This is a genomic window from Streptomyces sp. 12E (assembly GCF_055633275.1).
In genome coordinates this window covers 4,809,923-4,822,933 of sequence record NZ_JBVNCJ010000001.1, presented here as the reverse complement: position 1 = coordinate 4,822,933, position 13,011 = coordinate 4,809,923, and the positions used below count along the sequence as shown (strand labels likewise).

Sequence of the window (13,011 nt, the reverse complement as noted above, 5' to 3'; positions counted from 1 at the left end):
CCTCGAGCCTATCGGCCCGCGGCGGTGTCCTCGGAGTGCGGTATCTCACCGGACGGCTCCCCGAGCAGCAGTCGCTCCAGTTCCGCGCGGCCGGGCAGGGGGTCGGGACGGACGACCTCACCGGTGCGCACGTACAGGAACGCGGCGGTGACGGTCTCCAGGGGGACGCCCTGCTGTTCGGCCCAGGCGAGCCGGTAGACGGCGAGCTGGAGCGGGTCGGCGGTGCGGCCGCGGGCGGTCTTCCAGTCGACGATCTCGTACGTCGTCCCGTCCCCGTCGTCCTCCCTGTAGACGGCGTCGATGCGGCCGCGGACGACGCGGCCGGCGATCGACAGCTGGAAGGGGGCTTCCACGCGGTGGGGGGTGCGGTGGGCGTACTCGGTGCGTTCGAAGGCCTCCTTGAGGGCTTCCAGGTCGCGTTCGTCGGCGATCTCGGCGTCGCTGCCGGGCAGCTCGTCCGGGTCGAGCATGGGCAGCGTCAGTTCCTCGAAGCGCGCCTCGACCCAGGCGTGGAAGCGGGTGCCGCGGCGCGCGGCGGGCTGCGGGGGGCGGGGCATGGGACGGGCCAGTTCCTGGGCGAAGCCGTCCGGGTCGGCGGCCAGGCGCAGCAGCTCGGAGGCGGTCAGCGAGGCGGGCAGGCGGACCTCGGTGACGCTCGCGCGGGTGTGCAGGAGCTCTCCGGTGAGGGCGTCGAGGTCGCGGTCCCAGGAGGCGACGGTGCGGGCCTCCTCGGGGGTGAGACGGGACCGCGACGGAGGGGCCGGCTCCGCGGTGCCCGGGTGCGCGGCGGTCTCCGGCGGTGTCGCCTGGTGCGGGACGGTGGGGCGGTCGGTGCTCCAGGAGTCCCAGTCGTCCGGGCCGGCGTCCGCGAAGGGGTCCTCCTCGGGGAGGGGTTCTTCGTCGTCGGGCGGTGGCGGCCAGTCCGGATCGTCGTGGGCGTCGGGGTCGTGTACGGCCGTGGTGGGACCGTCCGGGGCGGTGGCGAGGCGGTGGAGGTGGGCGAGGACGGTGTCGGCGGCCGCGCGGCGGCGGGTGAGGGCGGCGGCGTCGAGGGGCAGGGGCCACACCTGGTCGTCGCCGGCCCGGTGCAGGGCGGGGTTCTCCTCGTCCCCGGCGGGCTCCTCGGCCCACACCTCGATCTCGCCGTGCCCGGCGGCGCAGTGCGCGTGGAGGGCGTGGAGGAATTCGGAGGGGCCGCGTGGTTTCTTCTGGCTGGGCCCCCACCAGTGGCCGGAGCCGAGGAGCAGGGAGCGGGGGCGGGTGAAGGTGACGTAGCCGAGGCGGAGTTCCTCGGTGTGCTGGTGGTCCTTCATGGCCTCGTGGAAGGCCTTCAGGCCGCGGGAGTCCCAGGACTCGACGTCGGGCAGGGTGTCGGCGTCGCCGCGCAGTCGGTGCGGCAGCACCTTGCCCTGCGCGGTCCACTTCTCGCGGCCCTGGCTGCTGGGGAAGGTGCCGGTGACCAGTCCGGGGACGGCGACGACGTCCCATTCGAGGCCCTTGGACTTGTGCGCGGTGAGGACCTTGACGGTGTTCTCGCCGCCGGGCAGCGCGTTGTCGAGACCCTTCTCGTACTGGGCGGCGGTGCGCAGGAAGCCGAGGAAGGCGAGCAGGGTGGCCTCGCCGTCGCCGGCGGCGAAGGACGCGGCGATGTCGAGGAAGTTGGAGAGGGTCTCGCGCCGGCGGGCGGCCAGGGCGTGCGGGGATGCGGAGAGTTCGACCTCCAGGCCGGTGACGGCGAGGACGCGGTGCAGGACGTCCATGAGGGGGTCGGCGAGGGAACGGCGGAGGTCGCGCAGCTCGGTGGCCAGACGGGCGAAGCGTACCCGCGCGTCCGGTGAGAAGGGCAGGCCGTCGTCGTCCCCGCTGCCGTCCAGCGGCGTCTCCAGGAAGGTGTCGAGGGCGTCGGCGAGCGAGATCACCTCGGCCGGGTCGACGCCCTCGACGGCTTCGGCGAGCCGCCGGTCGGGGTCGTCGTCGCCGTCCACGCGCGCGTGGGAGACGAGCCGTCGTGCGCGCCGCCCCAGCAGGGCGAGGTCGCGGGGGCCGATGCGCCAGCGCGGACCGGTCAGCAGCCGTACGAGGGAGGCGTTGGCGCCGGGGTCCTGGAGGACCTCGCAGACGGCGACCAGGTCGGCGATCTCGGGCAGGTGCAGCAGCCCGGACAGGCCGACCACCTCGACCGGGACGTCCCTGGCGACCAGGGCGCCCTGGATCTCGGCGAAGTCGCCGGCCGTGCGGCACAGCACGGCGATCTCGCCGGGCGCCTTGCCGGTGTTCACGAGGTGGGCGATGGAGTCGGCGATCCAGTCGATCTCCTCCGCGTGGGTGGACAGCAGGGCACAGCGGACGGTGCCGTCGCGTTCGGCGCCGGGGGCCGGGCGGAGGGCCTCCACGCCCGCGTGCATGGCGCGCAGGGGCTCGGCGAGGCCGTTGGCCAGGTCGAGGAGCCGGCCGCCGCTGCGGCGGTTCTCGCTGAGCGACTGGCGGGTGGCGGGGCGGCCGTCGGCGTGGGTGAAGTGTTCGGGGAAGTCGTCGAGGTTGGCGACGGAGGCGCCGCGCCAGCCGTAGATCGCCTGGCAGGGGTCGCCGACGGCGGTCACGGGATGGCCGGTGCCGCCGCCGAACAGTCCGGCCAGCAGCACGCGCTGGGCGACGGAGGTGTCCTGGTATTCGTCGAGGAGGACCACGCGGAACTCTTCGCGCAGGACGCGGCCCACCTCGGGGAGGGCGGCGAGCCTGGCGGACAGGGCGATCTGGTCGCCGAAGTCGAGCAGGTCGCGTTCGCGTTTGGCGGCCCGGTAGCGCAGCACGAGGTCGGCGAGCTCGCGCCGCGCGGCGGCCGCCTCGGGGACCTTGCGCAGGTCGGCGTTGGTGAGCCGGGTGTTCTCCAGGGTGCGCAGCAGCTCGGCGTCGTGGGCGCGCAGGTCCTCGGGCCGTACGAGGTGTTCGGCCAGCTCGCCGTCGAGGGTGAGGAGGTCGCCGACCAGGTCGGGGAAGGAGCGGGTGAGCGCCGGGTAGAGGCCGGGAGCCTCGCGCAGGACCCGCGCGGCGAGCTGGTAGCGGGTGGCGTCGGCGAGCAGTCTGGAGGTCGGTTCGAGGCCGATGCGCAGGCCGTGGTCGGTCAGCAGGCGGCCCGCGAAGGCGTGGTACGTGGAGATCACCGGCTCACCCGGGGGGTTGTCCGGGTCGATGGCATCGGGGTCGGTGACGCCGGCCTTGATCAGCGCCTTGCGGACGCGTTCGGCGAGTTCACCGGCGGCCTTGTTGGTGAAGGTGAGGCCGAGCACCTGTTCGGGGGCGACCTGGCCGGTGCCGACCAGCCACACCACGCGGGCCGCCATCACCGTGGTCTTGCCCGACCCGGCTCCGGCCACGATCACCTGCGGGGCGGGCGGCGCGGTGATGCAGGCCGTCTGCTCCGGGGTGAACGGGATGCCGAGGAGCTCCTTGAGCTGGTCGGGATCGGTGATACGGGCGGGCACACGCAGAATCTAGCGGTGGGCACTGACAGCGGAGGACGTCAGAGCCCACCGGTGGTGGAGAACCGCAGGTCGGCGCGGGTGGTGCGATGCGTCACGCCGGTCACTCGACCACGTGCCGGCCCTCGGGCCGGGCGCTGCACGAGGCCCGGAACGCGCAGTGGGCGCAGTGCTGGCCCGCGGTCGGTCCGAACCGTTCGTCGAGGACCTTCCCGGCGGCCGTGGCCAGCAGGTCGCCGATCCACTGTCCCTCCGGCGGCTCCTGGGCCTGCACCTTGGGCAGGGTCTCGCCGCCGTCCCGCTTGGCGGCCCCCTGGCGCAGCTGGACGAGCTCGGCACCGCCCGGTTCGGGACGCGTTCCGCCGAAGAGGTCGTCGACGGCGCCCTCCCCGACGGCGAGCTGGTAGACGGCGAGCTGGGGGTGGCGCTCCACCTCCTTGGCGCTGGGCGCCTGTTTGCCGGTCTTGAAGTCGACGACGTACGCGCGGCCCTCGCCGTCGGTCTCGACGCGGTCCATCTGACCGCGGATGCGGACCTCGTAGTCGCCCGCCTCGAGGGTGACGTCGAAGTCGTGCTCGCTGGCCACCGGGGTGCGTCCGGCGCGGTCCATGACGTGCCACTCGAGGAAGCGTTCGAGCGCCACGCGCGCGTTCTCCTTCTCCTGGGCCGACTTCCACGGCGCGTCGAAGGCGAGCGCGTTCCACACCGAGTCGAGGCGCTCCATGAGGACCTCGAGGTCGGCGGGGGTGTGCCCGGAGGCCACCTCGTCGGCGAGGACGTGCACCACGTTGCCGAAGCCCTGGGCGGCGGTCGCGGGTGCGTCGGCCTTCACCTCACGGCCCAGGAACCACTGCAGGGCGCAGGTGTTGGCGAGCTGGTCGAGGGCGCTGCCGGAGAGCACGACGGGCTGGTCGCGACTGCGCAGCGGCACCTTGCTCTCCGTGGGCTCGAACATGCCCCACCAGCGGTAGGGGTGCGCGGACGGCACCAGCGGGCGGCCGTCCTCGTCGGCGAGCGCGGCGAGCCGGGCCAGCCGCTGGGCGGCGGCTTCCCGGAGGGTGTCGGAGACCCGGGGGTCGACCGTCGTGGCGCGCAGCTCGGCGACGAGCGCGGCGACGGACAGGGGGCGGCGCGGGCGCCCGGTGACGTCCTTGGGCTCGACGCCCAGTTCGGTCAGGAAGCGGGAGGGCTGGTCGCCGTCGTCGGCGGGCGCCTTCACGGCCGTGACGACGAGCCGTTCACGCGCGCGCGTGGCGGCGACGTAGAACAGGCGGCGCTCCTCGGCGAGCAGCGCGCCGGGAGTGAGCGGTTCGGCGAGTCCGTCGCGGCCGATGCGGTCGGCCTCCAGCAGGGAACCGCGGCGGCGCAGGTCCGGCCACAGGCCCTCCTGGACGCCGGCCACGACGACCAGGCGCCACTCCAGGCCCTTCGAGCGGTGCGCGGTCATCAGGCGCACGGCGTCGGGCCGGGCGGCGCGCCGCGTGAGGGTGTCGGCGGCGATGTCCTCGGCCTCGATCTCCTCCAGGAAGTTCAGGGCGCCCCGGCCGCCGGTGCGCTCCTCCGCGCGGGCGGCGGTCGCGAACAGCGCGCACACGGCGTCGAGGTCCCGGTCGGCGTTGCGGCCGGCCGCGCCGCCGCGCCGGGCGGAGCGCTCCAGACGTCCCGGCCACGGTGTGCCGTCCCACAGGTCCCACAGGGCCTCCTCGGCCGTACCGCCGCCGGCCAGGCGCTCGCGGACCCGGCGCAGCAGGCCGCCGAGGCGCTGGGCGCCCCGCGCGTAGGCGGGGTCGTGCACGGCGAGCCGCTCCGGTTCGGCCAGCGCACGCGTGAGCAGCTCGTCCGAGGGCGGCGGCAGCGGATTGCCCGCGGTCCGCTCCTCCTCGCGCAGGGCCCGGCCCAGACGGCGCAGGTCGGCGGCGTCCATCCCGGCGAGGGGGGAGGTGAGCAGGGTGAGGGCGGTTTCGGTGTCGAGCCAGCACGGTTCCGCTTCGGCGCCGGCCCCGGTGTCCTCCCCGTCACCCGCCTCCGCCCTCGCCACCGCGCGCAGGGCCGTCAGCAGCGGGGCCACCGCCGGTTCGTGGCGCAGGGGCAGGTCGTCGCCGTCGACGTCCACGGGGACGCCCGCCGAGGTGAGCGCGCGGCGGGCGCTGGGGAGGGTGCGGGCTCCGGCCCGGACCAGGACGGCCATGTCGTTCCAGGGAACGCCGTCCTCCAGGTGCGCCCGGCGCAGGATGTCGGCGATGTTGTCCAGTTCCGTGCGGGACGTCGGGTAGGTGTACACCTCGACCCGGCCGCCGTCCCGGTCCGCGGTCAGCTCCCGGTGGGCGCGGGCCTTCTCGGCGGGCAGGCGGGGCAGCGGCATGCGCCGGGTCACCCGTCGGGTGGCCTCCAGCAGGGCGGCGCCGGAGCGCCGGGAGGTGCGCAGCACCTCGACCGGGGCCGGGCGGCCGTCCGCCCGGGGGAAGGCGTGGGGGAACTCCAGGATGCCGCCCACGTCCGCGCCCCGGAAGGCGTAGATCGACTGGTCGGGGTCGCCGAAGGCGACGAGGGTGCCTCCGCGGGCCAGGGCGTGCAGCAGGCGCACCTGGGCGGGGTCGGTGTCCTGGTACTCGTCGACGTAGACGGCGTCGTACCGCGCGGCCAGTTGCCCGGCGATCTCCGGGCGGCCGGCGAGGAGCACCGCGCGGTGGACCAGTTCGGCGTAGTCGAGGACGCCCTGCAGGTCGAGGACGTCGAGGTACTCGGCGAGGAAGGCGGAGGCGGCCCGCCAGTCGGGACGACCGATGCGGCGGGCGAAGGCGTCCAGGGCCTCGGGGCCGAGGCCCAGCTCGCGGCTGCGGGCGAGCACCGCGCGGACCTCGTCGGCGAAACCGCGGGTGGTCAGGCAGGCGCGCAGCTCGTCCGGCCAGCGCACATGGGCGAGCCCGAGCCGCTCCAGGTCCACCTGGCCGGCGAGCAGTTCGCGGACGGTGACGTCCTGCTCGGGACCCGACAGCAGCCGCAGCGGCTCCACGAAGAGGTCACTGTCCTGGTGGGCGCGGATCAGCGCGTAGCAGAACGAGTGGAAGGTGGTCGCCTGCGGGGCGCGCGCGGCCCCGATGCGCAGCGCCATGCGGTCGCGCAGCTCGACGGCCGCCTTGCGGCTGAACGTCAGCACCAGGATGCGCTCGGGATCCCCGTCACGGGCGATCCGCGCGGCCACGGACTCGACCAGGGTGGTGGTCTTCCCCGTGCCCGGGCCTGCGAGAACGAGCAGTGGACCGGTCTGGTGCTCAACCACGGAGCGCTGTGCGGCGTCCAGTCGAGGGGGATTCCCGCGGGCCGGCGGGGTACGCACCAGTCGATAAGCGCCACGGTTCCCCCGCCGCACCTGGGGGTGCGACAGGCCGTTGGTGGAGGAAGAGGAGCTCACGTGGTTCGCCGGTCCTGGTGGGTGTGCTGTGGGGCCGTTCGCCGCGCGTGCGAGGCGGTGGGCGCGAGATGAAGGGGGCGCGCGCAGCCGACGCTACGCCGGTGAAAAGTGCGGAAGCAGGCTTTCCGCTCCTTCCCTCCGGGCACTCCGGCCGCACATGTCCCTTGCCTCACGAACGTACGTCATGCCACGAATGTGCTCCGCCTCACCCCGAGGGGACAGAGGCCACACGGTGGCGTGCGGGAGGGCGGAAGCTGTCAGGTGTGACCTTCGGTGTGCCCACCGCCGTCCCACCGCGCACGCCTCATGTCGAGGCGCGACACATGGCCCTCCGCGGCCCGACCCGCCTCCTTCAGGGGCGTGCCCTCCGCGCGGTAGTGGCCGAGGGCTCTCAGTTCGCGGCCCGGCAGCAGCACTCCGTCCGCGCGGACGACGCGCCACCACGGCACCGCTCCCCCGTACAGGGCCATCACGCGCCCCACCTGCCGAGGACCGCCCTCCCCCAGCCACTCGGCCACGTCCCCGTACGTCATGACACGTCCCGGCGGGATCAGCTCGGCCGCCTCGAGGACCCGCTCGGCGTACTCGGGCAGGGCGTCCGGATGCTCGGGACCGCCGTCGGACGGAAGGCTCTCCTGACTCATCCGACCCATCCTGCCCCACCCCACCGACAACGTGACGCGATCGCGCGCGTGCGCACGGCTCGCCCCGCAGCGGCGCTTCGGGCAGACTGTGCCGCCCCGCGTTCGGACCCTGATGCCCCCTTGTGCCGGTACGGCATGCCACCATCGTGCGGGCGGTGACTGGTGATACAAGACCGAGAAGAGACGATGAAGCAGCAGGGCGCGCACCCCGAGGACACGGAGAGCACCCCTGACGACTCGTCGCGCCCGGACACCGCGGACCCCGAGACGGCGCACATCGACGAGGTGGAGGGCGACGAACCCCTGCTCCCCGCGCGGGTGCACCGCCCGTCCGACCTCATGCGGCTCCTGGCGGGCGTGCTCGCCGTCGTGGTGCTGCTGGCGATCGCCGCGTTCGCCCACGGCACCACCTCGGGCCTGGAACAGGACATCAACAAGGGCACCGGACAGGCGCCCGACCTGCTCATCAAGATCGCGGGCCTGGCCTCCAGCATCGCGATCCTCCTGGTGCCGGTGGCCTTCGCCATCGAGCGGCTGATCAAACGGGACGGACTGCGGATCGCCGACGGCGTGCTCGCCGCCGTCCTCGCGCACGGTGTGACCCTCGCCACCGACCTGTGGGTCGCGCGTGCCGCTCCGGACTCGATCCAGGAGGCGCTCACCCAGCCCTCCCCCGGCGACATCCACGCCCTGACCGACCCGGTGCACGGCTATCTCGCCCCGGTGATCGCGTACATGACGGCCGTCGGGATGTCCCGCAGACCCCGGTGGCGCGCGGTGCTGTGGGTCGTGCTGCTCCTCGACGCCTTCTCGATGCTCGTCACCGGGTACACGACACCGTTCTCGATCATCCTGACGGTCCTGATCGGCTGGACCGTCGCCTACGGCACCCTCTACGCGGTCGGTTCGCCCAATGTGCGCCCCACCGGCCGCACCCTGATGGCAGGCCTGCGGACCGTCGGCTTCCGCCCCGTGACCGCGTCCCGGGTGGAGTCCGGCGACGCCTCCGAGGCCGGGGACCGGGGGCGCCGGTACTTCGTCACCCTGGAGGACGGTCCGCCGCTGGACGTCACGGTGGTCGACCGCGAACAGCAGGCGCAGGGGTTCTTCTACCGCGCGTGGCGCAATCTGGCCCTGCGCGGCTTCGCCACCCGCAGCAGCCTGCAGTCGCTGCGCCAGGCGCTGGAGCAGGAGGCGCTGCTGGCCTACGCGGCCATCGCGGCCGGCGCCAACGCGCCCAAGCTGATCGCGACCTCCGAACTCGGCCCCGACGCGGTGATGCTCGTCTACGAGCACAGCGGCGGGCGCACCCTCGACTCGCTGCCGGACGAGGAGATCACCGACGAACTGCTGCGCGACACCTGGCACCAGGTACAGGCCCTGCAGTCCCGCCGCATCGCGCACCGCCGGCTGGTGGGCGACGCCATCCTCGTGGACCGTTCCGGCACGGTGATCCTCACCGACCTGCGCGGCGGTGAGATCGCGGCCGGCGATCTGCTGCTGCGCATGGACGCCTCCCAACTGCTGGTGACGCTGGGGCTCAGGGTGGGCGCCGAACGCGCGGTGGCCTCCGCACTGAGCGTCCTCGGCCCCGACACCGTGGCGGACTGTCTGCCGATGCTCCAGCCCATCGCGCTGAGCCGCTCCACGCGCGGGACCCTGCGCAAACTGGCCCGGGAGCGGGCGGAACGCGAACGTGAGGCGGTCCTGGAGGCCTACCGGCAGTCCAGGCCGGCCCGCGCGGAGCACGACACCGATCACGTCGTCCTCGACAAGCCCGGCAAGAAGGCCGTACGCGCGGAGCAGCGGGCCGAGAAGCGGGCCATCGACGAAGCCCTGGAGGAGGCGCGCGAGGAGGACCTGCTCACCCAGATCCGGCACGAGGTGCTGCGGATCAGGCCGCAGGCCCCGGTGGAACCGGCTCGCCTGGAGCGGGTCCGGCCGCGGACCCTGATCAGTCTCATCGCCGGTGCGATCGGCGCGTACTTCCTCCTGACGCAGCTCACCCACATCGAGTTCGGCCCGCTGGTCTCCAACGCGGAGTGGGGCTGGGTGGCCGCGGCGGTGCTGTTCTCGGCGGCCAGTTACGTCGCGGCGGCCATGGCCCTGCTCGGGTTCGTGCCCGAACGGGTGCCGTTCCTGCGGACCGTGGCGGCACAGGTCGCCGGGTCGTTCGTGAAGATCGTCGCCCCGGCCGCGGTGGGCGGGGTCGCCCTGAACACCCGGTTCCTCCAGCGCGCGGGGGTGCGGCCCGGTCTCGCGGTGGCGAGCGTCGGCGCGTCGCAGCTCTTCGGGCTCGGCTGCCACATCCTGATGCTGCTGGCGTTCGGCTATCTGACCGGTACCGAGAAGACGCCCTCCCTCTCGCCGTCCCGCACGGTCATCGGGGGGCTGTTGACGGTGGCGGTGCTGGTGCTCGTGGTGACCTCGGTGCCGTTCCTGCGGAAGTTCGTCGTCACGCGCGTGCGGTCGCTCTTCGCGGGTGTCGTGCCGCGCATGCTCGATGTGCTGCAACGGCCGCAGAAGCTGGTCACCGGCATCGGCGGCATGCTGCTGCTGACGGCCTGCTTCGTGATGTGCCTGGACGCCTCGATCCGGGCGTTCGGCGACGAGACGACGTCCGTCAGCATCGCCAGCGTCGCCGTCGTCTTCCTCGCGGGCAACGCGCTGGGGTCGGCGGCCCCGACGCCGGGCGGTGTGGGCGCGGTCGAGGCGACCCTGACGGTGGGTCTCATCGCCGTCGGGCTGCCCAAGGAGGTCGCCGCGCCGGCGGTACTGCTCTTCCGGCTGCTGACGCTCTGGCTGCCGGTGCTGCCGGGCTGGCTGGCCTTCAACCACCTCACCCGCAAGGCCGCCTTGTGAGCGAGGGCCCCTTACCTCGTACGGCCCGTGCCCCGTGCGTCCCGCTCCGGGCGACCGCAGGACGGGACCGTGCCCCGCCCCTTCCGTCCGAGTGCCGCCGCCCTGGCCGTCCGTGCCCTCCTGCTGGCGGGCTGCGGTGAGGACGGGGGCGAGGACCTGACGGAACAGCGGCTCGACCGGGAGGACTGCCCGGCTCCGTCCGAGGCGCGGGGCGGGGGCTCCGCCCCGTCGCCCCTTCCCGGCGGCCGGGGCGAGTGGAGTTGCGCCACCGTGAAGGCGCCGCTGGACTGGGACGGCCCCGGGAGCGAGACCATCGACCTCGTCCTGGTCCGCGCCAGGTCGAGCGGCCCGACGGGCGAACGCTTCGGCTCCCTGATCTTCGACTCCGGTGGTCCGGGCGGCTCGGGCGTCACCGCACTGCCCGGGTTCGGCGAGAGCCGGGCGATCCTGCGCACCCGCTACGACCTGGTGAGCTTCGATCCCCGCGGGGCCGGCCGCAGCGCACCCGTCGTCTGCCTGGACGACCGGCGGCTCGACGCGTACCTCCAGCAGGACGCCGCACCCGACGACGACGCCGAGCGCAGGGAACTCATGGACGACACCGAGGAGTTCGACGCGGCCCGCGAGAAGAACTCCGGGCGGATGCTGCCCCGTGTGCGCACCACGGAGGCCGCCCGTGACCTGGACCTGATGCGCCAGGTCCTCGGCGACGGCACACTGCGCTGCCTCGGCATCTCCTACGGCACCGAACTCGGCGGCGTCCACGCCCACCTGGTCCCGGAGAAGGTGGGGCGCGCGGTGTCCGACGCGGTCGTCGACCCCACGAAAACCGCGGAGCAGAGTCCGCTCGCAACAGCGGGAACACGTGCGTGCAGGACGTGGTGCACGCCTGTCTCCTGGACGGAAAGGTGCCTGCGGCCGGGACCGTCTGCTCGTGAGCGGGCCTGCGGTTCTGTCTGAAACAGCAGCTCAGAGCGTTATCCACAGGCTGCCCCGGCGGACGGCGGATCTGCCTACCATGGCTCGACCGCCGTCCGCGGCACATGCGGACGGCCAGCGAGGGGGGACAACACATGACCCGTTTCACACGGTGGACGGCCCTGACGGTCGCCGCCGCGCTGCTGACGGCCGGCTGCAGCGGCTCGTCGGACGACGGCTCCGGCGCCGACGGCTCCGGCGATGACGGCAAGAGCGGCGGGACGGCGCTCGACTGGGGGCGCTGCAAGGCCTCCGGGGACGATCCCACACCGGGCGAGGAGTGGCAGTGCGCCACCCTCCGGGTCCCGTTGGACTGGTCGAAGCCGGACGGCTCCACGATCGGGCTCGCCCTGATCCGGGCCAAGGCCACGGGCGGCGACCGCCTGGGCTCACTGCTGTTCAACTTCGGCGGGCCGGGCGGATCCGGCGTGTCGATGATGCCGTCCTACGCCGCCACGGCCTCCGAGCTGCGCGAGCGGTACGACCTGGTGAGCTGGGATCCGCGCGGGGTCGCCGCCAGCGAGGGCATCCGCTGCCGCGACGACAAGAGCATCCAGGCCGCCGAGTCGTCGGTGGACGGCACCCCGGACACACCGGCCGAGGAACGGACGTTCCTCCAGGACGCCGCCGACTTCGGCCAGGGCTGCCAGGAAGCCGCCGGGGAGCTGATGGCTCACGTCTCCACCACCGACACCGCTCGCGACATGGACCGCATCCGGCAGGCCCTCGGCGACGACCGGCTGAACTACTTCGGCATCTCCTACGGCACCGAGCTGGGCGGTGTCTACGCCCATCTCTTCCCGGAGAAGGTGGGGCGGATGACGCTCGACGCGGTGGTCGACCCGAGCGCCGACACCGTGGGCCACGCCAAGAACCAGACCCGGGGTTTCCAGACGGCCCTCGACAACTACCTGAAGTCCACCGGGCGGGACCCCGAGCAGGGTTCGCGGGAGATCGCGGAGCTGCTGGAGCGGATCGACTCCGACCCGCTGCCGACGTCGTCGTCCGGGCGCGAGCTGACGCAGACGCTGGCACTGACCGGCATCGTCCTGCCGCTGTACAGCAAGACCAGCTGGCCGGTGCTGACCAGCGCGCTGGAGGCGGCCGAGGAGGGCGACGGCACGGAGCTGCTGGCGCTGGCCGACGGCTACAACGAGCGCCAGGAATCGGGGCACTACGGCACGACGACCCACTCCCAGCGGGTCATATCGTGCCTGGACGACAAGCAGCGGCCGACTGCGGAGGAGACGAAGAAGCTGCTGCCCGAGTTCGAGGAGATCTCGCCCGTGTTCGGGTCCTTCCTCGGCTGGGACACGGCCGGCTGGTGCCACGACTGGCCGGTGCCCGGCCAGTTCGACACCCCGGAAGTAAGCGCGCCGGGCGCGGCACCGATCCTGGTCGTGGGCAACACCGGCGACCCGGCCACGCCGTACGAAGGCGCCCGGAAGATGGCGGACGAGCTGGGCGAGGGTGTCGGTGTGGTGCTCACCTGGAAGGGCGAGGGCCATGGCGCGTACGGCAGCGGGAGCGACTGTGTCGACTCCACGGTGGACGCTTACCTGCTGAACGGCACGGTGCCCGAGGACGGCAAGACCTGCTCCTGACGAGAGCGGGGGCTCCGCGCACTCGTGGTGCC

Annotated in this window: 5 protein-coding genes and 1 pseudogene; 3 read left to right on the top strand and 3 right to left on the bottom strand. The window is 73.5% G+C overall.

From position 1 onward, the window contains the following. Window positions 1–8 precede the first annotated feature (8 nt). The 3 genes from ACZ8ZB_RS22460 to ACZ8ZB_RS22450 form a co-directional block, all read right to left on the bottom strand. Complete coding sequence (locus ACZ8ZB_RS22460; RefSeq protein WP_470739454.1) at window positions 9–3,482, bottom strand: UvrD-helicase domain-containing protein; 3,474 nt, start codon at window positions 3,480–3,482, stop codon at window positions 9–11. A gap of 100 nt (window positions 3,483–3,582) precedes the next feature. Continuing rightward, window positions 3,583–6,891 (bottom strand): ATP-dependent helicase, encoded by a 3,309-nt coding sequence (locus tag ACZ8ZB_RS22455; protein WP_470739453.1) that lies wholly within the window; start codon window positions 6,889–6,891, stop codon window positions 3,583–3,585. Window positions 6,892–7,148: 257 nt separating this feature from the next. Beyond that, window positions 7,149–7,535: an MGMT family protein gene (locus ACZ8ZB_RS22450; protein WP_470739452.1), complete on the bottom strand. Its 387-nt coding sequence runs from the start codon at window positions 7,533–7,535 to the stop codon at window positions 7,149–7,151. Window positions 7,536–7,721: 186 nt separating this feature from the next. On the opposite strand from ACZ8ZB_RS22450, the gene ACZ8ZB_RS22445 reads away from it, so the two are divergent. From ACZ8ZB_RS22445 to ACZ8ZB_RS22435, 3 genes and pseudogenes are all read left to right on the top strand, one after another. Next, window positions 7,722–10,397, top strand: a complete 2,676-nt coding sequence (locus ACZ8ZB_RS22445) for a lysylphosphatidylglycerol synthase transmembrane domain-containing protein (RefSeq protein WP_470739451.1) — start codon at window positions 7,722–7,724, stop codon at window positions 10,395–10,397. A gap of 69 nt (window positions 10,398–10,466) precedes the next feature. Then, window positions 10,467–11,255, top strand: a pseudogene (locus tag ACZ8ZB_RS22440) (alpha/beta fold hydrolase); the annotation flags it as partial. Between the two features lie 215 nt (window positions 11,256–11,470). Beyond that, the gene (locus ACZ8ZB_RS22435) at window positions 11,471–12,979 is read left to right on the top strand and encodes an alpha/beta hydrolase (protein WP_470739450.1); all 1,509 of its coding nucleotides are present in this window, start codon (window positions 11,471–11,473) and stop codon (window positions 12,977–12,979) included. Window positions 12,980–13,011 lie beyond the last annotated feature (32 nt).